Below are 21,332 nucleotides of genomic sequence, written 5' to 3'. Positions count from 1 at the left end.
TTTCGTCAGCTGGTGACAAGCGGCAGGAGCGGCCGCCGCACCGCGGTCGCGACGCCGTCGGACGCCTGGGCCGCGGCGATCCGCTCGGCGGTCGGCGTGCCGTACTCCGTGGTCCGCTGCCGCAGCGGGCGGCCCAGCGGCTCGACCATCGCGCGCATGTCGCTGATCGTCTTGTACGACCCGTTCGCCGCGCCGGCCATTCGGCTGATCGTCTCCTCCATCAGCGTCCCGCCGATGTCGTTGACCCCGCCTTGCAGCACCGCGCGGCTGCCCTCCTCGCCGAGTTTCACCCACGAACTCTGGATGTTGTCGATCATCCCGTGCAGCAGCAGGCGGGCCAGCGCGTGCACCGCGCGGTTCTCGCGCAGCGTCGTACCCGCCCTCGCCAGCCCGGCGAGGTAGATCGGGGAACTCTGGTGGATGAACGGCAGCAGCACGAACTCGCTGAACCCGCGCCGCCCGTTGCGCTCCAGGCCTTCCCGCTGCAGTTTCGCCAGCAGCTTCAGGTGCCCGACCCAGTGCGCCGGAGTGTCGACGTGGCCGTACATCATCGTCGACGTCGTCGTGATGCCGAGTTTGTGCGCGGTGGTGACGACGTTGATCCATTCGGACGTCGGCAGCTTGCCCTTGGTCAGTACCCAACGCACGTCGTCGTCGAGGATTTCCGCGGCCGTGCCCGGCAGCGAGTCGACGCCGGCTTCCTTCGCCCGCGCCAGCCAATCCTCGATCGAGAGGTTCGTCCGCGAAGCGCCGTTGACGACCTCCATCGGCGAGTACGAGTGCAGGTGGATGTCCGGCTGACGGCGTTTCACCTCCGCCGCGAGGTCGAAGTACGCGGTACCCGGCAGATCCGGGTGGATGCCGCCCTGCATGCAGATCTCGGTCGCGCCGGCGGCCCACGCCTCGTCGACGCGGTCGCCGACCTGCTCCAGCGAGAGCGTGTACGCGTCGGCGTCGGTGCGCCGCTGGGCGAACGCGCAGAACCGGCAGCCCGTGTAACAGACGTTGGTGAAGTTGATGTTCCGCGTGACGACGAAGGTGACGTCGTCGCCGTTCACCTCGCGACGCAGGTCGTCGGCGATCTTCGCGAGCGCGTCGAGCTCCGGCCCGTCGGCGTGCAGCAGCGCCAGCGCCGCGTCGTCCGAGAGTCCGGCGGGGTCCTTTTCCGCGCTGCGCAAGGCATCCCGGATGTCGGTGTCGAACCGCTGCGGCCCGGTCTTGATGTTGCCCTTGATCTCGGCCCAGTCGCCGTAGACCGAGTCGAAGTCGCTGCGGCGGTCCTCCGTGCGCCCGACGGTGTCGACCTCGACGTGCAGATCGGTACGCCCGGCCTCCTTCCACCCGCCGTCCGGCTCCTGCCACGGGATGCCCACCGGGATGGCCTCTTCGATCGCGAGCCCGGTCCCGGTGTCGGTCAGCGGCGCGAGATGCGCGTTCAGCCGCGGGTCCAGCCACGGCTCGCCCGCCTTGACGTACTCCGGATAGATCGGCAGCCGCTCGCGCACGGTGAACCCGAGCGCCTCGGTGCGGCGTTTGAGCTCGTCGATCTGCGGCCACGCGCGTTCGGGGTTCACGTGGTCGGGGGTCAGCGGCGAGACACCGCCCCAGTCGTCGATGCCCGCGTTCAGCATCAGCTCGTACTGCTGGCCGATCAGGTTCGGCGGCGCCTGGATGCGCATCCGCGGCCCGAGCACCAGCCGCGCGACGGCGATGGTCGCGGCGAGTTCTTCGAGATCGGCGTCCGGGGTCGCGCGCATCTTCGTGTCCGGCTTCGCGCGGAAGTTCTGGACGATGACCTCCTGGATGCCGCCGTAGGTCTTCGCGACCTTGCGGATGGCGAACAGGGAGTCGGCGCGTTCTTCGAAGTTCTCGCCGATGCCGATCAGGATGCCCGTGGTGAACGGCACCGAACTGCGGCCGGCGTCCTCCAGCACCCGCAGGCGGACGTCCGGGTCCTTGTCCGGCGAGCCGTAGTGCGGGCCGCCTTTCTCGGTGTACAGCCGCTTCGCCGTCGTCTCCAGCATCATGCCCATCGACGCCGACACCGGCTTGAGCCGCTGGAAGTCCTGCCAGGTCAGCACGCCGGGGTTGAGGTGGGGGAGGACGCCGGTCTCTTCGAGCACCCGGATCGCCATCGCCCGGACGTAGGACAGCGTGTCGTCGTAACCGTGCGCGTCGAGCCAGTCCTTCGCCGCCTTCCAGCGGTCCTCCGGACGGTCGCCGAGGGTGAAGAGCGCTTCCTTGACCCCCATCGCGGCACCCTTGCGGGCGATGTCGAGCACCTCGTCGGGGGAGAGGAACGGCGATTCGAGGCGGCCGGGAACGGTCGCGAAGGTGCAGTAGCCGCAGCGGTCCCGGCACAGCCGGGTCAGCGGGATGAACACCGAACGGCTGTAGGTGACCACGCCGGGACGGCCGGCCGCGACGAGCCCGGCGTCGCGGACCCTCGAGGCGTGCTCTGACAGCGTCTTGAGGTCGTCGCCGCGCGCCTGGAGCAGGATCGAGGCCTCGGTGATGTCGAGGGTCTTCCCGTCGCGCGCCCTGGCGAGCGCCCGGCGCATCGCCGAGGTGGTGGGGGCGTTCGCGTCAGCAGGGGATGCCATTCCCGCACGCTATGGCCGGACTCGCTCCACCTGCCAGTGTGCATCCCGCCACCGCGTCACCCACGTGGGTGTGATCACTGTTTCCGCTGGTCAGAGCGTGATCTTGGTTGCCGATCAAGGGGTCGGCGTGTATTACCTAAAGTGTGGCTTCGGTGATCGGCAAGAAGGTCGGCGGGCGGACGTACTACTACCTCGTCACCTCCGCGCGGGTCGACGGCGAGCCGAGGGTGGTCTCGCAGCGTTATCTCGGCACGGCCGAGGAGATCGGACGTGCGATGGACGGCGACGTCTCCGCGCCCGGCGAAGCGCGTCACCGGACCTTCGGCGACGTCGCGGCGGTGTGGGCCACGCTGCGACGGCTCGACTTCGTGCGCCGAGTCGACGAAGCCGTCGGAGCCCAGCGCGCGGCGACCACCCTGGGGACGCATCTCGCGCTCGCCGTCCTGCACCGGGCGACCGCGCCGGAAACGCAGTTGGCCGACTGGTGGCGTGACTCCGTCGCCCGGGAATTCCTCCAGGCCGACCTGCCCAATCACCGGCGGGCCCTGCAACGCCTCACCCCGGAACGGATCGCGCGGATCGAGACCGCCGTCGCCGACGCGGTGCTCTCCTGGCTGGGGACGGGCGACGCCGCGCTCGCCGTCGACGTCCCGCAGTTCGCTACCTTCACCACGGCCGACCCCTGCCGCTGCGAACTCGCCGGTCTCGGGCTGGTGGTGACCAAGGACGGCGCGATCCCGCTGGCGTCGCACGTGTACCCGCGGGAAGGGGCGCCGCCGTTCGCCGCGCTCGCCGAAGAACTCCGCTCCCTGTATCCCGTGACGCTCGTCTTCACCGCCGGTCAGGCCGCGCAACTGGACCTCGGACGGCATTTCGTCGGCGCGCTCCCGCTGTCGGAGCACCCGGAACTGCTGGCGAAACCACCGTCCGCGCGCAAACCCGTCGACCCGGAACGCTTCGCCGGGCTGACCGCCCTCGACACCCGGGCCGTGGTCGCCGGGATGAGGCGGCGCGTGATCCTCACGCATTCGGAGACCCTGCACAACGCGCAGGCCCGCGCGTTCGGCGAGGAATTGGGCACCGCGACGCGCGAACTCGCCGGCCTCGACGCCGCGCTGGCCTCGGGCACGTACCGGGGCGACCGCGGCCAGGTGAACGCCGAAATCGCCCGGATCACCCGCGGCCGCCGCGTCGAACGGGTGCTCTCACCGGCACTGACCGGGACGAGGCCGGGGGAGATCCGGCTGACCTGGAAGGTCGACGACGCCGCGGTGTCGCGGTTGCACGACGAGTTCTTCGGCAAGCAGGTGCTGGTCACCGACCACGACTGGCCGGTGGCCGAGGTCGTCACCGCGTACCGCGCCCGCACCCACCTCGACTCGACGTTCCGCTGGCTGACCGGCCCCGCCGTCACCGGCCCGGCCCCGCGCTGGGAGTGGACGCCGCACCGGATCGCCGTGCACACGCTGGTCACGGTGCTCGCGTCCACGGTCACCCACCTCATGCGGCGCGAGGCCGACCGCGCGGGGATGAACCTGTCGGTCCGCGAACTGATGGACAGCCTCGCGGGGATAGGGGAGACGGTGCTGCGGTATCCGTCCACCGGCGGCCGACCGCGGACGCGGCGCCTGCTGACCGAGCGGAACCCGGAACAGCAGGCGCTCTTCGACCTCTTCGGTCTCAGCTCTCTCGGTGAATATGGAGCGCGGAGAAGCTCTGCACCACCGGCATCAACTCGATGACGTTGATGTTCACGTGCTCCGGCTGCGAAGCCGCCCAGAAGACGGACTCGGCCACGTCGGCGGCCGTCAGCGGCGTCGTGCCCTTGTAGACGTTGTCCGCCTTGCCCTGGTCGCCCTCGAACCGGACGACGGAGAACTCGGTGCCGCCGACCAGGCCCGGCTCGACGTTGGTCACCCGGACGCCGGTGCCCTGCAGGTCCGCGCGCAGGTTCAGGCTGAACTGGTGCACGAAAGCCTTGGTCGCGCCGTACGCGTTGCCGCCGGGGTACGGGTAACTGCCCGCGACCGAGCCGATGTTGATCACGTGCCCGCGGCCGCGCTCGACCATGCCGGGCAGCAGGGCGCGGGTGAGGTGCGCGAGCCCCTTGATGTTCGTGTCGATCATCTGGTCCCAGTCGTCGAGCTTCGCCCGGTGGGCGGGCTCGAGCCCCTTCGCGAGGCCGGCGTTGTTGACCAGCAGGTCGACTTCGGCGAACTCGGCGGGCAGCGTGCCGGGGAGGGCGGCCACCGCGTCGGCGTCCCGGACGTCGAGCTCGAAGGGGAGGACGTTCTCGCCCAGCTCGCCGGCCAGCTTGTCGAGCCGGTCCTTGCTGCGCGCGGCCGCGACGACCTTGGCGCTGTCGGCGGCGAACCGGCGGACGATCTCGACGCCGAACCCGGCGCTGGCACCGGTCACGAAAACGGTCTTCTGGGGCATCAGTCAATCTCTTTCAAGAATCGTGCGAACACGTCGTTGAACTCGGCCTCGCGCTCCAGGTTAGGCATGTGCGCGGCGCCCTCGATCACCGCCAGGGTGGAGCCGGGGATGAGGTCGTGCATGAGCTCGGCGTCCGCGACCGGCGTGAACTCGTCCTCGGTCCCGACCACGACCAGGGCCGGTACTTCCACGCGGGTGAGGCTCTCCCGGTAGTCCGGACGCTCGGCGCGGCCCCTGAGCGCGGCCGCCGCTCCTTCCTTGGGCGTCGTGCGCATCATCCCGAGGACGTGCGCCGCCACGTCCGGCATCGTGCGGACGTTCTCCGGGGAGACCATCTTCGTCAGCACTTCCTCCGCGTAGGGGTTCAGTCCTTCCGCGAGGACGCGGTCCGCCATCTCGTTGCGGACGCGCTTGCCCTCCTCTGTCTCTTGTTGGGGAGAGGTGTCGGCGAGCAGAAGGCCGGCGACGCGCTCGGGGTAGGTGCGGTGGAACTCCATGACGATCTGCCCGCCCATGGAGAGGCCGCCCAGTACGAAGCGCCCGAGACCGAGGCGATCCGCGAGACGGCAGATGTCCTTGGCGAAGACGTCGAGTCCGGTCTTCGTGCTCTCCGGCGGCATGGTCGTCTCGCCGTACCCGCGGAGGTCCGCGGTGATGACCCGGTAGCCCTCCCGGCTGAACCGTTCGGCCTGGGGCCGCCACATCGAACGATTGAAGGGGTGGCCGTGGACGAGGACGACGGGCAACCCGGTGCCGAGGTCGTCGTAAGCGACGGTGATGCCGTCGAGTTCCGCAGTACTCATGAGCCCGACGCTAATCGGAGCAATCGCCGGGATCAATACGGTGCAATGTACTCGGAGCAATGTTCTTGCCCGGGAGTTCACCTGCGGTCTCCTGGGGCGATCACCGCGTGATCGCCGGGTTCGGGCCCGTTTATGGCCTCTGACCTGCGCGAATGTCGTTAAGGTACCCCCCCTGTTTTCGGGGGTTTCCGGCCATGTAAAGTTCTCTTCGTCGCCAGGGAAACCGAGCGGCCGACCGGGACACGAACCAAGCTCTCGCTCAGTGCGATTGAGTGGGTGTCCCACCAAAAACTGCTAGGAATGACTGCTTCGGATAAGGCCGCTGTGATGGTGGTGCGATTCGGGGTGTGTTGCTTGAGAACTCAACAGTGTGCTAGTGAACTAAGCCAGTAGAGCTTATATTTGAACCTCGTTTGAGGTTCCTTTGAGAGCATTAAATTGCCTCGATCAAATTTGACATTGTTGGAGAGTTTGATCCTGGCTCAGGACGAACGCTGGCGGCGTGCTTAACACATGCAAGTCGAACGATGAAGCCTTTCGGGGTGGATTAGTGGCGAACGGGTGAGTAACACGTGGGCAATCTGCCCTGTACTTTGGGATAAGCCTGGGAAACTGGGTCTAATACCGGATACGACTTTTGCGGGCATCCGTGGAAGTGGAAAGCTCCGGCGGTACGGGATGAGCCCGCGGCCTATCAGCTTGTTGGTGGGGTAATGGCCTACCAAGGCGACGACGGGTAGCCGGCCTGAGAGGGTGACCGGCCACACTGGGACTGAGACACGGCCCAGACTCCTACGGGAGGCAGCAGTGGGGAATATTGCACAATGGGCGCAAGCCTGATGCAGCGACGCCGCGTGAGGGATGACGGCCTTCGGGTTGTAAACCTCTTTCGCCAGGGACGAAGCGCAAGTGACGGTACCTGGATAAGAAGCACCGGCTAACTACGTGCCAGCAGCCGCGGTAATACGTAGGGTGCGAGCGTTGTCCGGAATTATTGGGCGTAAAGAGCTCGTAGGCGGTTTGTCGCGTCGTTCGTGAAAACTCCACGCTTAACGTGGAGCGTGCGGGCGATACGGGCAGACTTGAGTTCGGTAGGGGAGACTGGAATTCCTGGTGTAGCGGTGAAATGCGCAGATATCAGGAGGAACACCGGTGGCGAAGGCGGGTCTCTGGGCCGATACTGACGCTGAGGAGCGAAAGCGTGGGGAGCGAACAGGATTAGATACCCTGGTAGTCCACGCTGTAAACGTTGGGCGCTAGGTGTGGGCGACATCCACGTTGTCCGTGCCGTAGCTAACGCATTAAGCGCCCCGCCTGGGGAGTACGGCCGCAAGGCTAAAACTCAAAGGAATTGACGGGGGCCCGCACAAGCGGCGGAGCATGTGGATTAATTCGATGCAACGCGAAGAACCTTACCTGGGCTTGACATGCGCCAGACATCCCTAGAGATAGGGCTTCCCTTGTGGTTGGTGTACAGGTGGTGCATGGCTGTCGTCAGCTCGTGTCGTGAGATGTTGGGTTAAGTCCCGCAACGAGCGCAACCCTTATCCTACGTTGCCAGCGCGTTATGGCGGGGACTCGTGGGAGACTGCCGGGGTCAACTCGGAGGAAGGTGGGGATGACGTCAAGTCATCATGCCCCTTATGTCCAGGGCTTCACACATGCTACAATGGCTGGTACAGAGGGCTGCGATACCGCGAGGTGGAGCGAATCCCTTAAAGCCGGTCTCAGTTCGGATCGCAGTCTGCAACTCGACTGCGTGAAGTCGGAGTCGCTAGTAATCGCAGATCAGCAACGCTGCGGTGAATACGTTCCCGGGCCTTGTACACACCGCCCGTCACGTCATGAAAGTCGGTAACACCCGAAGCCCATGGCCCAACCCGCAAGGGGGGGAGTGGTCGAAGGTGGGACTGGCGATTGGGACGAAGTCGTAACAAGGTAGCCGTACCGGAAGGTGCGGCTGGATCACCTCCTTTCTAAGGAGCAACACATCCACCCCGCCGGGATACCCGGACCAACGGTTGGTGGAGTGGCCGGCACTCAACACCCGAACGTGGTGTTGTGCTGGTTGCTCAAGGAATTGTGGAACTACTGGTTAGGGTTCGCGACCGGGTTGCCGGCGAGGGCGAGTACTGCTCCGCAAGGAGCGTGGAAAGTGTTCCGCCGGGTCTGGTCAAGAATTGTTCACTGGCACGCTGTTGGGTCCTGAGGCAACACGCCAAGGGGCTGGACACAGTCCCGGGGACGTTTGTTTCTGGTGTGGTGTTTGAGAACTGTAGAGTGGATGCGAGCATCTTTGTGGTCAAGTTGTTAAGGGCACATGGTGGATGTCTTGGCTTCAGGAGCCGATGAAGGACGTGGGAGGCTGCGATATGCCTCGGGGAGCTGTCAACCGAGCTGTGATCCGAGGATTTCCGAATGGGGAAACCCAGCACCAGTTATGTGGTGTTACCCGCATCTGAATATATAGGGTGTGTGGAGGGAACGCGGGGAAGTGAAACATCTCAGTACCCGTAGGAAGAGAAAACAACCGTGATTCCGTGAGTAGTGGCGAGCGAAAGCGGAAGAGGCTAAACCATGCACATGTCAAGCTGTCAGGCGTTGTGTGTGTGGTGTTGTGGGACCCAGCGTCGAGGATCTGACAGTCCTCGGAATGATCGCGCGTGTTAGTGGAACGCCTTGGGATGGGCGACCGGAGTGGGTGAGAGTCCCGTACGCGAAAACACGTTGTGGATTGTTTGTTTGGTGTTCCCGAGTAGCAGCGAGCTCGTGGAATTTGCTGTGAATCTGCCGGGACCACCCGGTAAGCCTAAATACTTCCTGAAGACCGATAGCGGACTAGTACCGTGAGGGAAAGATGAAAAGTACCCCGGGAGGGGAGTGAAAGAGTACCTGAAACCGTGTGCCTACAAGCCGTCAGAGCCCGAGCACATCCTTGTGATGTTGAGGTGATGGCGTGCCTTTTGAAGAATGAGCCTGCGAGTTAGTGCTGCGTGGCGAGGTTAACCCGTGTGGGGTAGCCGTAGCGAAAGCGAGTCTGAATAGGGCGATTGAGTCGCGTGGTCTAGACCCGAAGCGGAGTGATCTACCCATGGCCAGGCTGAAGCGTCGGTAAGACGACGTGGAGGGCCGAACCCACTTAGGTTGAAAACTGAGGGGATGAGCTGTGGGTAGGGGTGAAAGGCCAATCAAACTCCGTGATAGCTGGTTCTCCCCGAAATGCATTTAGGTGCAGCGTCACATGTTTCACCACGGGGGTAGAGCTACTGGATGGTCTAGGGGCCTTACCGGGTTACCGAAATCAACCAAACTCCGAATACCGTGGTGTGAGAGTGTGGCAGTGAGACGGCGGGGGATAAGCTTCGTCGTCGAGAGGGAAACAGCCCAGAACACCAGCTAAGGCCCCTAAGTGTGTGCTCAGTGGGAAAGGATGTGGGATTGCCCAGACAACCAGGAGGTTGGCTTAGAAGCAGCCACCCTTGAAAGAGTGCGTAATAGCTCACTGGTCAAGTGGTCCTGCGCCGACAATGTAGCGGGGCTTAAGCACACCGCCGAAGCTGTGTCATTGACACATATAGATCGGCGTTCTCCTTGCGGGGACGTCTAGTCGTGTTGATGGGTAGGGGAGCGTCCTGCATCCAGGGAAGCGGCGGCGGAAGCCAGTCGTGGAGGGTGTGGGAGTGAGAATGCAGGCATGAGTAGCGAATGCAGAGTGAGAAACTCTGCCGCCGGATGACCAAGGGTTCCTGGGCCAGGCTAATCCGCCCAGGGTAAGTCGGGACCTAAGGCGAGGCCGACAGGCGTAGTCGATGGATAACGGGTTGATATTCCCGTACCCGAGCACGTGCGCCCAGGATGAGGCGGTTGATACTAACCACCCAAAGCCAGTTACCGATGTCTTCGGACGGAGGTTTCTGTGTGGAGCGTGGGATCTGATTCCGTAGTAGTCGAGTGATGGGGTGACGCAGGAAGGTAGCTCCGCCAGTGAGTGGTAGTACTGGTGTAAGCGTGTAGACCGAATGGTAGGCAAATCCGCCATTCATATAGGTTGAGACGTGATGCGTAGCCGATTGAGGTGAAGTAGAGTGATCCTATGCTGCCGAGAAAAGCCTCTAGCGAGTGCGTGCACGGCCCGTACCCCAAACCAACACAGGTGGTCAGGTAGAGAATACTAAGGCGATCGGGTGAACTGTGGTTAAGGAACTCGGCAAAATGCCCCCGTAACTTCGGGAGAAGGGGGGCCAAACACTCTGAAGCCCTTCGCGGGCTAGGGGTGGGTGGCCGCAGAGACCAGCGGAAAGCGACTGTTTACTAAAAACACAGGTCCATGCGAAGTCGCAAGACGATGTATATGGACTGACGCCTGCCCGGTGCTGGAACGTTAAGAGGACCGGTTAACCCTTCGGGGTGAAGCTGAGAATTTAAGCGCCAGTAAACGGCGGTGGTAACTATAACCATCCTAAGGTAGCGAAATTCCTTGTCGGGTAAGTTCCGACCTGCACGAATGGCGTAACGACTTTCCGGCTGTCTCAACCACAGGCCCGGCGAAATTGCACTACGAGTAAAGATGCTCGTTACGCGCGGCAGGACGGAAAGACCCCGGGACCTTTACTATAGTTTGGTATTGGTTTTCGGTTCGGCTTGTGTAGGATAGGTGGGAGACTGTGAAGCTGGCACGCTAGTGTTGGTGGAGTCGTTGTTGAAATACCACTCTGGTCGGATTGGGAATCTGAACCTCGGACCATGATCTGGTTCAGGGACAGTGCCTGATGGGTAGTTTAACTGGGGCGGTTGCCTCCTAAAGAGTAACGGAGGCGCCCAAAGGTTCCCTCAGCCTGGTTGGCAATCAGGTGTTGAGTGCAAGTGCACAAGGGAGCTTGACTGTGAGACAGACATGTCGAGCAGGGACGAAAGTCGGGACTAGTGATCCGGCACCACCTGGTGGAAGGGGTGTCGCTCAACGGATAAAAGGTACCCCGGGGATAACAGGCTGATCTTGCCCAAGAGTCCATATCGACGGCATGGTTTGGCACCTCGATGTCGGCTCGTCGCATCCTGGGGCCGGAGTAGGTCCCAAGGGTTGGGCTGTTCGCCCATTAAAGCGGCACGCGAGCTGGGTTTAGAACGTCGTGAGACAGTTCGGTCCCTATCCGCCGCGCGCGTAGGATACTTGAGGAAGGCTGTCCCTAGTACGAGAGGACCGGGACGGACGAACCTCTGGTATGCCAGTTGTCACGCCAGTGGCATGGCTGGTTGGCCACGTTCGGAAGGGATAACCGCTGAAGGCATCTAAGCGGGAAGCCTGTTCCAAGATGAGGTATCCCACCCCTTGTGGGTTAAGGCCCCCAACAGACCATTGGGTTGATAGGCCAGAAATGGAAGCACAGTAATGTGTTGTCGAGTTGACTGGTACTAATAGGCCGAGGACTTGCCCACAAAGATGTTACGCATCCACTCTACAGCTCTGAAACACCACACAACCCCCTCTTCTGTGAGGTTGTGGGGGAGTGTTTCACAGTGTTTCGGTGGTTATAGCGTCAGGGAAACGCCCGGTCCCATTCCGAACCCGGAAGCTAAGCCTGACAGCGCCGATGGTACTGCAACCGAAGGGTTGTGGGAGAGTAGGACACCGCCGGACTAACATTAGAAAAGAAGGGCTTGGGCCCCGGTCGAGAACCACGAGTTCTCCCGGGGCCCAAGCCCTTTTTTCATACCCGAAACCCCGTCACACCCGTGATCAGACACCGATCACCCGTGATTGAAGGCGGAACACGCGAGATCCCTCCCCAAACACGCGAGATCCGCCTTCAAGCACGCGAGTCACGGCCTCGATCACGCGAATGACGGAATGAGGCACGTGGAGGTGGGGCGGAGCCCCCGCATTTAGAGGACTAAATGCGAGAAGGGGCCCGGCCCGTGGCGGCCGCATTTAGAGGACTAAATGCGGGAGGGGGCGGGGCGGCGCAGGTGGTAGATGTCCATGATCCAGCCCTTACGGGAGCGGGCGGAGGCGCGGACGGTGCGGATCTCCTCGGCGAGGGCCGCGGTCAGCGGGCCGGAGAGCAGGAGCTCGTCGGGCGTGCCGAGGTACGCGCCCCAGTAGATCTCCAGGCCGGTATCGACGAACTGCGAGAACGTGCACCCCGCGTCCAGCATGACGAAGACGTCGTCCACGTCCTCGGGCCAGCCGGCCTCGAGGCGGCGGCCGGTGGTGACCAGGACCGGGCGGCCGATCTGGTTCATCGTGGTCCGGTGCCGTGACGTCAGCGCGGCCACGCTGCTCACCCCGGGGATGACGTCGTACTCGAACTCGACGTTCCCGCGGTCGCGCACCGCGTCCAGCAGGGTCAGGGTCGAGTCGTAGAGCGCCGGGTCGCCCCAGACGAGGAACGCGCCCCGCTCGTCGGGACCCAGGGAAGCGATCATGGTCTCGTAGACGTCGGTGCGGAGCCGGTGCCAGTCGGCGACGGCCTTCCGGTAGTCATCAGGAGTACGGTCGCGTTCGGGGTCCGGTGCCCGAACGACGCGGTAGCCGGGCTGCTCGACGAAGCGGTCGAGGATCTCCTGGCGCAGAGCCACCAGGTCCTGCTTTTCCGAGCCCTTGTCGAGCACGAAGAACACATCGGTCTCGTTGAGCCGCCGGATGGCCTGGACGGTCAGGTGGTCCGGGTCGCCGGCGCCGATGCCGATGGCGGAGATCTTCCTCATTTCCGCAGTGTCCCCGCACCCTCTGTGCACACCCCTACCCCCACGGGGTATAAAGGAAGTGATCGCTCCACCTGTCCTGTAGAGGAGTTCGCACCGATGGCCGAAACCACCTACATCGTCAAGGGCATGTCCTGCGGGCACTGCGCCGCCTCCGTCACCGAGGAGGTCAGCGAGATCGCGGGCGTCAGCGCCGTGAACGTGGACGTCGCCAGCGGCAAGGTCACCGTCACCAGCGACGCGCCGCTGGACGTCCAAGCCGTCGACGCGGCCGTCAGCGAGGCCGGTTACCAGCTCGTCTCGTGAGCACCGCCGTCAAGGTGTCGGCGTTCGCCGCGGCTCTGGTCGCGGTGTTCGCCGTCGCCTGGGCGATCGGCTCCGCCGTCGGGCCGCTGGACGAGGAGCCGCCGCCCCCGCCGGCACCGACCAGCGAGCATCATGGGCACCACCCGGGAGGCGCGCCGTGACATCCCAGCGGGTCGAACTGGCCATCGGCGGGATGACCTGCGCGTCCTGTGCCGCGCGGGTCGAACGCAAACTGAACAAGGTCGACGGCGTCTCCGCCACGGTCAATTACGCCACTGAGAAGGCGCAGGTCGACTTCCCCGCCGCGGTCTCGGTCGAAGACCTCGTCGGCGTCGTCGAGTCCGCCGGCTACACCGCCCAGCCGCCCACCCCCGACGAGGACGAGGACCAGACCGGCTCCCTGCGAACCCGTCTCGTGGTCTCCGCCGTCCTCGCGGTGCCCGTGATCGTGCTGGCGATGGTCCCGGCCTGGCAGTTCACCTACTGGCAGTGGGTCTCGCTGGCCTTGGCCGCACCGGTCGTCACCTGGGGTGCGTGGCCGTTCCACCGCCCGGCCTGGACGAACCTCCGCCATGGCGCCGCCACCATGGACACCCTGATCTCACTAGGCGTCGTCGCCGCCACGCTCTGGTCGCTGTACGCGTTGCTGTTCGGCACCGCCGGGACACCCGGCATGCGGCACGGTTTCGAGCTGACCATGGAGCGCGGGCACGGCGCGGGCAACGTCTACCTCGAGGTCGCCGCCGGGGTGACCACCTTCCTCCTCGCGGGCCGCTACTTCGAGGCCCGGTCCAAGCGCCGCTCCGGCGCCGCGCTGCGGGCACTGCTCGAACTCGGCGCGAAGGACGTCGCGCTCCTGAAGGACGGCACCGAGAGCCGCGTCCCGATCGGCGAGCTGAAAACGGGCGACGAGTTCGTCGTGCGGCCGGGGGAGAAGATCGCCACCGACGGCGTGGTGACCGACGGTGGATCGGCCGTCGACCTGAGCATGCTGACGGGGGAAGCCGTCCCGGTCGAGGTGGTGGCCGGGGACGCCGTCGTCGGCGGGACGGTCAACGCGAGCGGCAGGCTCGTCGTCCGCGCCACCCGGATCGGTGCCGACACGCAGCTAGCGCAGATGGCGCGGCTGGTCGAGGACGCGCAGAACGGCAAGGCGCGGGTCCAGCGCCTCGCCGACCGGGTGTCGGCGGTGTTCGTCCCGGTGGTGATCGCCCTCGCGGTCGGCACACTCGGCTTCTGGCTCGGCGCGGGCAGCGGAGCCGACGCCGCCTTCACCGCCGCCGTCGCGGTCCTGATCATCGCCTGTCCGTGCGCGCTCGGCCTGGCCACGCCGACGGCGCTGCTGGTCGGCACCGGCCGCGGCGCGCAGCTGGGCATCCTCATCAAGGGCCCGGAGGTGCTCGAGTCCACTCGCGCCGTCGACACCGTCGTGCTGGACAAGACCGGCACGGTGACCGCCGGGAAGATGAGCCTCACCGACCTGTTCGGCGACGACGAGACCGAGGTCCTGCGCCTGGCCGGGGCGGTCGAACACGGCTCCGAGCATCCGATCGCCCGCGCGATCGTCACGGCCGCCGAGGAGCGGCTGGGTGAGCTGCCGCCGGTCCGCGGGTTCCGCAACGTCGAGGGCCTGGGTGTCGTCGGCGAGGTCGAAGGCAAGACCGTCCTGGCCGGGCGGCCTGCCCTCCTCGACCGGCACGGCATCGCCGTCGGCGACGAGTTCACCCAGGCCAAGAAGGTCGCCGAGGAACGCGGCGCGACCGCGGTCGTCGTCGCCTGGGACGGCGAGGCACGCGGTGTGGTCGTCGTCGCCGACACGGTCAAGCCGACTTCCGCCGAGGCCGTGGCCGGTTTGAAGGCGCTCGGCCTCCGGCCGGTGCTGCTGACCGGGGACAACGCCGGTTCCGCGGAGGCCGTCGCCGCCGAAGTCGGGATCGACGAGGTCGTCGCGGAGGTTCTGCCCGCGGAGAAGGTCGACGTCGTCAAGCGCCTTCAAGCGCGAGGCAACGTGGTCGCCATGGTCGGCGACGGCGTCAACGACGCGGCCGCGCTCGCGCAGGCCGACCTTGGCCTCTCGATGGGGACCGGGACCGACGCCGCGATCGAAGCGGGCGACCTCACCCTGGTGCGCGGCGACCTGCGCGCGGCCGTGGACGCCATCCGGCTCGCGCGCCGCACGCTCGGCACGATCAAGGGCAATCTGTTCTGGGCGTTCGCCTACAACGTCGCCGCCCTGCCGCTGGCCGCGCTCGGCCTGCTCAACCCCATGATCGCCGGGGCCGCGATGGCGTTCTCGTCGGTTTTCGTCGTCACCAACAGCCTGCGGTTGCGACGCTTCAGGACCGGACCAGCCGGGCGATGGCGTCGGACGCCTCCCGGACCTTGAGGTCGGCCTCTTCACCGCCCGCGGCGGCCGCGTGGACCACGCAGGTGGCGAGGTGCTCGTCCAGCAGTTCGAGGGAGAACGACTGCAGCGCCTTCGTGGCCGCGGACACCTGGGTCAGGATGTCGATGCAGTACTTGTCCTCTTCCACCATCCGCTGCAAACCGCGGATCTGCCCCTCGATCCGGCGCAGGCGCTTGAGGTAGGCCTCCCGCTCGGTGCCGTAGCCCGTCATTCCCGCACCCGTTCTCTCGTCGTTCCCTGTCGTCTTCCCACTATACCCTCCCCACGTATGCGGTCGGAGAGCGGAAAAAAGTGGGTGTCAGGATGTCGAGAACGATCCGGCCGTTCCGACTCCTGCGTGAGTGGCCGGGCACCGGCCGCACGACCAGGAGGAACACCGATGAAGTACATGATCATGATCACGATGAACCCCACCGCCTGGGACGCCCTCCCCGAAGAGGAGCGCAACGAGGTGGTCGCCCGCATCGACCCTTTCATGAAGAAGCTCACCGAGAGCGGCGAACTGCTCGGGACGCAGGCGCTGGCGGAGCCGAAGGACAGCACGGTGGTCCGGGTGCGTGACGGCGTCCCGGTGGTCACCGACGGCCCGTTCGCGGAGTCGAAGGAGTACCTGGCCGGCTTCTACCTGGTCGAATGCGACAGTAAGGAGCGGGCGATCGAGATCGCGGGCCAGATCCCGGACGCGCACATCAACGCGATGGAGATCCGGCCGGTGGTCTTCTCGTCCGGTGTGTGATTCGACCAGCCGGGCGCAGCCTGTCCGTTGAGGGTGGTGGTGGGGCGGGGTCCGGGTTAAGTGGCGGCCGCTTCGGTGCCGGTGCGGGCTTCGGGCCTGCTCCGGCGCTGAACGGGCACTTCCGGTTTCGGTGAGTCCGGTACGGCCAGCACCACGCCGGCTTCGGTGAGCAGCTCGCGGCAGCCGACCAGCTGTTTCAGCACGTCGTCGCGCAGGCGGAGGGCCACATCGACCTTCTGCCGCGCCTCGGCGACCAGGCGCTCGCCCTCTTCGGCGGCGTCGTCGAGCAGTTTCCGCGCCTTCGCCTGCGCGGCTTCGTCCCGTGCGGCGAGCGCGCGCATCGCCTCCGCGCGGCGCAGCGTCATGGCGCGCTCGAAGTCTTCGGCGATCCGCTTTCGTTCCGCCTCGGCCTTGGCGGCCTCTTCGGCGGCCCGCGCGGTGATGTCGTCGGCTTCCTCGCGCGTGAGTTCGAGCATCCGGCGCGAGCGTTCCTGCAACGCGTCCGGTGCGATCGGCACGCGGCTGATCCGGTCGACGCTGGCCTTCAGTTCGCGATTTTCCTCTTGTGTGGCGGCGAGCTCGCCGGCGAGAGCTTGCCCACGGCGGATCGCTTCGTCGCGTTCGGCTTCCACTCGTCGTAGTTCGGCTTCCACCTCGCGGACGAATTCCCGGACCTGGGCGCGATGGAAACCACGCCACGCCAGATCGAAGCCGGGCATCTCCATTGGTCACCTCCACAGTGGTCGATGTGTCACCGTTGGGCGCTTTTCTTTGCCACACGGGGCTTTCAACGACCAGTGTGCCTGAAGCCGCGACGACACGCGCCACGGGTGGGTGGTCTTTGCGGTGAACGGTCCGCCGCAAGCGGGAAGAAGGGTGAAGTCTCCCGGCGGTGGGAGAATGGACGGCCATCGCATATCCGACGGGAGGTGGCCGCGTGACGAGCAGCCGAATTCGGGTCCCTGGCTGGAATACGGCGACAGCGGCCGAAGGATATCGGCAGGTCAGGGAGAACATCGCGATCTTGGTCGCCGATCACGCGGGGGCGGGCGAGCGGGCCGTCCCGGCCTGTCCACAGTGGACCGTGCGCGACCTGATCGCGCATCTGACCGAGATCTGCGATCGGGTGATCACCCGGTTCGGTGGCGAGGCCTGCCCGATCCCGGAATCCGCGTCGGCCGTCGAATTGCTGAAACTCTGGCTCGAACGCGGTCCCGAGGCCGACACCCTCCTCGCCGCCGACGGTGGCGGGAAGAGCCGCGGCGACATCATGGTGATGGACGCCTTCACCCACGAACTCGACATTCGGTACGCGCTCGGCGCTCCGCCGCCCGAAGCGCACGCGGCCTGGCTGAGGGGATTCGAAGTGCTCGTCAGCGGGCTCGGCGCCTCGCTGGGCAGGCACGGGCTGCCGGGGATGCGGCTCGAGACCGAGGGCGCGACCTGGATCGCGGGCACCGAGCCGGTCGCGGCCGTGCTCTCGGGGGCGCCCGCGGACCTGTACCGGACGCTCGCCGGACGCCGGAGCCCGGCCCAGATCGCCGCCATGGACTGGCTGGGCGATCCCGAGCCGTGGCTCCGCGCCTTCACCTGGGGACCGTTCACCCCGCCGGAAGCGGAGATCGAGCGGTGATCAGCCGGTCGGGGACATCGACGACAACGCCGCGGCCAGCGCGAGCACCACGGCCACGATCAGCACCTCGACGCCGACGCTGACCCGCAGTTTCCGCAGGTCGGCGGTCACCACGCCGGTGCCGCCCCGGCCGGAGATCCCGCGGCGCACCGCCGTGCGGCTCAGGTTCGCCACCAGCAGCAGCGCGGCGAACCCGGTCAGCTTCAGCACGAAGACGATGCCGTAGGCCGACGTCCAGAGCGCCTCCACCGACGGGACGAGCCGGAAGCCCAGGTAGGCGCCGCTGACCACCATGATCACGATCGACCGGGTGGCGATCGGATGGAACCGCGCCAGGGCTGGCTCGGCCTCCGACGCCGAGTACTTGCCGCGCAGGAGCACGGCCAGCTGGATCAGCCCGCCCACCCAGACGGCCATCGCACCGAAATGCGCCAGGTCGGCGCTGACCGAGAGGAACATGATCTTGTCGGCCACCGCGTGCCCGGTCGCGGAGAAGCTCAGCATCACGATGAACCCGGCCGCGATGCCGAGGTTCTCGTGGCGCGACCGCAGCCGGTCCGGCAGGTCGCCCGCCAGCAGCCGCCGCACGATGACGGCGAGCGCGACGATCGCGGCCAGGCGCAGCAGCAGGAGCTTCCCGTACGCCACCCGCAAGGTCGCCTCGATCAGCGCCCCGTCGAAGATCGCGCCGACGCCGCGGCCCGCGACGTACGGGCCTTGCAGCAGGAACCCGGCCACGGCCGTGACACCCGAGAGCCACAGGCCCGCGGTGATCAGCTTCCGTGCCGCCGGGTCGGCCCGGCCGCCCGGACGGCAGACCAGCAGGAACACGAGCCCGCCGAGCAGCGCGACCCCGCCGAAGGACCCCCAGCGGAAAGTGGTGAAGAGCGCGTCGGTCACCGGGTCGGTCCCGGTGGAGGCGGACACCGCGCCCGCCGACGTGATCAGGGGACCGGTGCCGATCACGAAGGCGATCGTGCCGCGCACCGGATGCGAGTCGGTCGAGACGAAGGCGTACTCGACGAGATAGCTGCCGTCGGGAAGGTCGGGTTCGAGTGCGACGGCGACCTCTTCGGCGACTTCGCCGGGTTGGAACACCGGACCGGACACCACGTCGGTGCCCTGTTGGTCGACGACCTTGATCGAGTTCGGCTGGATGCCGATGTTCTCCGACAGGGTGACCGAGACCCGCGCCGGCGCCGAGGTGAGCCGGGCGCCGTCGGCGGGGTTCGAGGAGAGGAGTTCGACATGGGCCGAGGCCGGGGCCGCGGCGAGTACCGCGACCCCGAACCACGCCGCCACGAGGGCCAGGAGCGCGAAGAGTCTCCCGGTCACGATGCCGCGGTCGCCAGCTCACGCCGGCTGACGGGCGAGCACGTGCAGCCGGTCAGCTCCCGTTCGGCGGCGGGCGCCTTCCGGTGCACGAGCATCGCGATGATCATCGGGATGGTGACGACCGTGTTGTAGAACAGGTGCAGTTCCACGCGCGGGATGAACAGCTGGATGATGCTGCTCGGCGCGGTGCCGCCGCCGAGCCGCCAGCCGGTCTGCGCCTGGATCAGCAGGAGCAGATGCTCGATGTGGTGCCAGAACTGCAGGCCGAGCGCCAGGTTCCACCACTGCCGCGAGCGGCCGGCGAAACCCTTGCGCAGGGCGAACAGGAAGATCAGCATGACGATGGCGTAGCCGTAGTGCAGCCATTCGGAGCTGATCAGCTTGGGGAACGGGATCCCGAGCACGCCGCGGGCGTCCGGGGTCTTCCAGCCGAGCGCGTAGATCTGGAACGCCTGCACGAGGTGTTCCGCCCAGTGGGCCACGACGACCACCGCGAAGGTGAGGAGCGCCGCGCGGTGGTATTTCCCGTTGAGCGAGGCGAGCAGACCCGGGCGAGGCGAATCGAGTGCGGCCATGAAGGGGCTCCTTGTGGCGAAAGACCGACCGGTGACGGATGTCGACGATATCCCGCGCTTCGAGGATTTCCGTTACTCCGGATTGCCTGATCCGACCTGCGGTATTACGCCGGATGGCTCAGCGGACGACGATTCCGTCCGGCATTTTCGGAGCGGCGGGAATATGGAACAGGTCCGTGAACAGTTCCAGATATTCGAAGGCACCCTCGATGCGGATCTTCCCGGTCCGCGTCGCGTCGGCGGCGGTGAGATCCCCGCTCAGCAGATCCTTGATGAACGGGCCCAGCGGTTCGATGACCGCGTCGGCGCCGGGGTGTGCGCCCTCCGCGACCTTGAGCGCGCCGTCCTCGACGATCGCGTGCACGACCATGTCGCCCGGGTACCGCAGCTCGTAGGTGACCTGGACGCCCTTGGCCTTTTCACTCCGGAAGGTCGTGTACAGCGACAGGATCGCCGAATCCAGGGTGAAGACGTCCTCGGCCGCCGGCCGCCCGAGCGAACGCGCGCCCCAGAGCCCGAGGTCCAGCACGATCTGGTCGAGTTCGCTGCCGTACTCGGTGAGCTCGTAGACCACCGCGGCGTCGAGCTGGGGGAGCAGACGGCGGCGGAGCACACCGGACTGCTCGAGTTCGTTGAGCCGCGCGGACAGCGTGCTCGCCGGGATCTTGGGCAGACCCGCCTGCAGTTCGGTGAACCGCTTCGGGCCGAGGACGAGGTCACGGACGATCAGCAGCGACCAGCGTTCGCCGATGATCTCCAGCGCGCGGGCCAGACCGCAGAACTGTCCATAGGTACGACTGCTCATCCGTCGATCCTCACTTTCGTTTCCGTGGCGGGAGCGGGGTTCACGCGGGTTCACCTTCGGAAAGCAGGTCGTGGTGCAGGACCTGCAGTTCGTCACAGGGTTCCACGCCCAGTTCGTGGTTGAGCCTCGCCCGCACCTGACGGTACGTGGCGAGCGCGTCGGAGCGCCGCCCGCTGCGGCCGAGCACGCGGATCAGCTGCCCGTGCAGCGCCTCGTCGAGCGGGTTCGCGGTGACCAGGGAACGCAGTTCGCCGATCAGCTCGTGCCGCATCCCGGCCGCGATGTCCGCCTCGATCCGCAGGTGCAGCGTGCTGCGCCGCTGCTCGACGAGGTCGATCGCGTACGCCGACAACACCGGTCCACAGTGGACGTTCGCGAGCGGCGGCCCGGACCACAGGTCGAGTGCCGACCGGAAGGCCTTCGCCGCTTCGGTGTGCTCGCCGCGCAGATGGAGCTCGCGGCCTTTGTGCTGCAGCTCCTGGAACTCGAAGACGTCGACCTGCTCCGGCGCGATCCGGAACACGTATCCCGGCGGTTTCGTCGCCAGCATGGTCTCGCCGTACGGGGCCAGTTCGTTCTCGTCGATGCACTTGCGCAGCTGGTAGACGTAGGTGTGCATGGTGGTGCGGACGCTGCGCGGCGGGTCGTTGGCCCACAGTTCCTGCACGATCGTGTCGATGTGCACGATCTTCCCCGGGCTCATGACCAGCATGGCGAGCACCTGCAGCAGCTTCGGCGTCGTCGGCGCGTAGTCGATCCCGTCCCGCACGAGTTCGAGCGGGCCCAGGAGGCTGAAACGGACGGGGCTTGCGGGCGAGGCCGGAATCGGGTTGGGTGCCGAGCCGTGGTGCTTGTCCGCTACTCGTGATCCGGTGTACATCGCAAGCGCCCTCCAGCTCGATACGCGTCGTGCCTTCGACAGTGACAGAGCGGCCGGTCACCGGGCCAGTGAGCCGTCCACCAGGGCCCGCATGCGTGTCTCCCG

Annotated in this window: 16 protein-coding genes and 3 rRNA genes; 9 read left to right on the top strand and 10 right to left on the bottom strand. The window is 66.2% G+C overall.

Annotated features, from left to right (window positions below; all coding sequences use genetic code 11):
* Positions 1-5: 5 nt before the first annotated feature.
* Entirely contained in the window at positions 6-2,561 is a 2,556-nt protein-coding gene (locus tag AJAP_RS29975; protein ID WP_407639410.1) for a bifunctional FO biosynthesis protein CofGH, read from the bottom strand.
* A 185-nt stretch (positions 2,562-2,746) separates the two neighbouring features.
* Between AJAP_RS29975 and AJAP_RS29970 the strand changes: the two genes are divergently transcribed.
* Positions 2,747-4,345, top strand: a complete 1,599-nt coding sequence (locus AJAP_RS29970) for an IS1634 family transposase (protein WP_038517519.1) — start codon at positions 2,747-2,749, stop codon at positions 4,343-4,345.
* Here the strand turns inward: AJAP_RS29970 and AJAP_RS29965 are convergent.
* Both AJAP_RS29965 and AJAP_RS29960 read right to left on the bottom strand, forming a co-directional pair.
* Positions 4,284-5,042, bottom strand: a complete 759-nt coding sequence (locus tag AJAP_RS29965) for an SDR family oxidoreductase (RefSeq protein WP_038517517.1) — start codon at positions 5,040-5,042, stop codon at positions 4,284-4,286. The two genes, AJAP_RS29970 and AJAP_RS29965, sit on opposite strands and share 62 nt — an antisense overlap.
* Positions 5,042-5,845, bottom strand: coding sequence for an alpha/beta fold hydrolase (locus tag AJAP_RS29960; protein WP_038517514.1), 804 nt, complete (start codon positions 5,843-5,845; stop codon positions 5,042-5,044). Before AJAP_RS29960 ends, AJAP_RS29965 begins: the two co-directional genes overlap by 1 nt.
* Before the next feature lie 459 nt (positions 5,846-6,304).
* Here AJAP_RS29960 and AJAP_RS29955 point away from each other — a divergent pair.
* The 3 genes from AJAP_RS29955 to rrf all read left to right on the top strand — a co-directional run bounded on the left by AJAP_RS29955 (position 6,305) and on the right by rrf (position 11,483).
* Positions 6,305-7,821, top strand: a 16S ribosomal RNA gene (locus tag AJAP_RS29955).
* 324 nt (positions 7,822-8,145) lie between these two features.
* Positions 8,146-11,281 (top strand): 23S ribosomal RNA (locus tag AJAP_RS29950).
* An 85-nt stretch (positions 11,282-11,366) separates the two neighbouring features.
* Positions 11,367-11,483, top strand: a 5S ribosomal RNA gene (gene rrf / locus AJAP_RS29945).
* Together the 16S, 23S and 5S rRNA genes form the textbook arrangement of a ribosomal RNA operon.
* Positions 11,484-11,782: 299 nt before the next feature.
* On the opposite strand, the gene cobF is transcribed toward rrf, so the two are convergent.
* Positions 11,783-12,553, bottom strand: coding sequence for a precorrin-6A synthase (deacetylating) (gene cobF, locus AJAP_RS29940; protein ID WP_038517511.1), 771 nt, complete (start codon positions 12,551-12,553; stop codon positions 11,783-11,785).
* Between the two features lie 96 nt (positions 12,554-12,649).
* Here cobF and AJAP_RS29935 point away from each other — a divergent pair, with 96 nt between their 5' ends.
* From AJAP_RS29935 to AJAP_RS29930, 3 genes are read left to right on the top strand one after another with little or no spacing between them, the layout of a single operon-like run.
* Entirely contained in the window at positions 12,650-12,856 is a 207-nt protein-coding gene (locus AJAP_RS29935; protein ID WP_038517508.1) for a heavy-metal-associated domain-containing protein, read from the top strand.
* A complete protein-coding gene (locus tag AJAP_RS44430; RefSeq protein WP_167551723.1) occupies positions 12,853-13,017 on the top strand; it encodes a hypothetical protein in 165 nt (54 codons plus the stop codon). The genes AJAP_RS29935 and AJAP_RS44430 overlap by 4 nt, the downstream gene beginning before the upstream one ends.
* On the top strand, positions 13,014-15,242 hold the full coding sequence (locus tag AJAP_RS29930; protein WP_038517505.1) for a heavy metal translocating P-type ATPase: 2,229 nt from the start codon (positions 13,014-13,016) through the stop codon (positions 15,240-15,242). Before AJAP_RS44430 ends, AJAP_RS29930 begins: the two co-directional genes overlap by 4 nt.
* Here AJAP_RS29930 and AJAP_RS29925 read toward each other — a convergent pair.
* On the bottom strand, positions 15,193-15,474 hold the full coding sequence (locus tag AJAP_RS29925; protein WP_007034631.1) for a metal-sensitive transcriptional regulator: 282 nt from the start codon (positions 15,472-15,474) through the stop codon (positions 15,193-15,195). The genes AJAP_RS29930 and AJAP_RS29925 overlap by 50 nt on opposite strands.
* A 168-nt stretch (positions 15,475-15,642) precedes the next feature.
* Here AJAP_RS29925 and AJAP_RS29920 point away from each other — a divergent pair, with 168 nt between their 5' ends.
* A complete protein-coding gene (locus AJAP_RS29920; RefSeq protein WP_038517502.1) occupies positions 15,643-15,999 on the top strand; it encodes a YciI family protein in 357 nt (118 codons plus the stop codon).
* A 56-nt stretch (positions 16,000-16,055) separates the two neighbouring features.
* On the opposite strand, the gene AJAP_RS29915 is transcribed toward AJAP_RS29920, so the two are convergent.
* Positions 16,056-16,724, bottom strand: coding sequence for a hypothetical protein (locus AJAP_RS29915; RefSeq protein WP_038517500.1), 669 nt, complete (start codon positions 16,722-16,724; stop codon positions 16,056-16,058).
* A gap of 212 nt (positions 16,725-16,936) precedes the next feature.
* Here AJAP_RS29915 and AJAP_RS29910 point away from each other — a divergent pair, with 212 nt between their 5' ends.
* Positions 16,937-17,632: a maleylpyruvate isomerase family mycothiol-dependent enzyme gene (locus AJAP_RS29910; RefSeq protein ID WP_051972639.1), complete on the top strand. Its 696-nt coding sequence runs from the start codon at positions 16,937-16,939 to the stop codon at positions 17,630-17,632.
* Here the strand turns inward: AJAP_RS29910 and AJAP_RS29905 are convergent, their stop codons facing one another.
* The 4 genes from AJAP_RS29905 to AJAP_RS29890 form a co-directional block, all read right to left on the bottom strand.
* Entirely contained in the window at positions 17,633-18,967 is a 1,335-nt protein-coding gene (locus AJAP_RS29905) for a copper resistance CopC/CopD family protein (RefSeq protein WP_038517497.1), read from the bottom strand. It abuts the gene before it with no gap.
* A complete protein-coding gene (locus AJAP_RS29900; protein ID WP_038517494.1) occupies positions 18,964-19,542 on the bottom strand; it encodes a hypothetical protein in 579 nt (192 codons plus the stop codon). Before AJAP_RS29900 ends, AJAP_RS29905 begins: the two co-directional genes overlap by 4 nt.
* A 118-nt stretch (positions 19,543-19,660) precedes the next feature.
* The gene (locus AJAP_RS29895; protein WP_038517493.1) at positions 19,661-20,347 is read right to left on the bottom strand and encodes a winged helix-turn-helix transcriptional regulator; all 687 of its coding nucleotides are present in this window, start codon (positions 20,345-20,347) and stop codon (positions 19,661-19,663) included.
* A 40-nt stretch (positions 20,348-20,387) separates the two neighbouring features.
* Complete coding sequence (locus tag AJAP_RS29890; RefSeq protein ID WP_174492052.1) at positions 20,388-21,227, bottom strand: AfsR/SARP family transcriptional regulator; 840 nt, start codon at positions 21,225-21,227, stop codon at positions 20,388-20,390.
* Positions 21,228-21,332 lie beyond the last annotated feature (105 nt).

Source organism: Amycolatopsis japonica, from assembly GCF_000732925.1.
GTDB classification, from domain to species: Bacteria; Actinomycetota; Actinomycetes; order Mycobacteriales; family Pseudonocardiaceae; genus Amycolatopsis; species Amycolatopsis japonica.
The sequence above is the reverse complement of the archived record's forward strand: the minus strand, read 5'-3'. Positions and strand labels throughout refer to the sequence as shown.

Coding starts and splice junctions, on each gene's coding strand:
- AJAP_RS29975 (WP_407639410.1), bottom strand. CDS start 2,561: ATGCGCCGGGCGCTCGCCAGGGCGCGCGACGGGAAGACCCTCGACATC.
- AJAP_RS29965 (WP_038517517.1), bottom strand. CDS start 5,042: ATGCCCCAGAAGACCGTTTTCGTGACCGGTGCCAGCGCCGGGTTCGGC.
- AJAP_RS29960 (WP_038517514.1), bottom strand. CDS start 5,845: ATGAGTACTGCGGAACTCGACGGCATCACCGTCGCTTACGACGACCTC.
- cobF (WP_038517511.1), bottom strand. CDS start 12,553: ATGAGGAAGATCTCCGCCATCGGCATCGGCGCCGGCGACCCGGACCAC.
- AJAP_RS29935 (WP_038517508.1), top strand. CDS start 12,650: ATGGCCGAAACCACCTACATCGTCAAGGGCATGTCCTGCGGGCACTGC.
- AJAP_RS29925 (WP_007034631.1), bottom strand. CDS start 15,474: ATGACGGGCTACGGCACCGAGCGGGAGGCCTACCTCAAGCGCCTGCGC.
- AJAP_RS29920 (WP_038517502.1), top strand. CDS start 15,643: ATGAAGTACATGATCATGATCACGATGAACCCCACCGCCTGGGACGCC.
- AJAP_RS29915 (WP_038517500.1), bottom strand. CDS start 16,724: ATGGAGATGCCCGGCTTCGATCTGGCGTGGCGTGGTTTCCATCGCGCC.
- AJAP_RS29900 (WP_038517494.1), bottom strand. CDS start 19,542: ATGGCCGCACTCGATTCGCCTCGCCCGGGTCTGCTCGCCTCGCTCAAC.
- AJAP_RS29895 (WP_038517493.1), bottom strand. CDS start 20,347: ATGAGCAGTCGTACCTATGGACAGTTCTGCGGTCTGGCCCGCGCGCTG.
- AJAP_RS29890 (WP_174492052.1), bottom strand. CDS start 21,227: ATGTACACCGGATCACGAGTAGCGGACAAGCACCACGGCTCGGCACCC.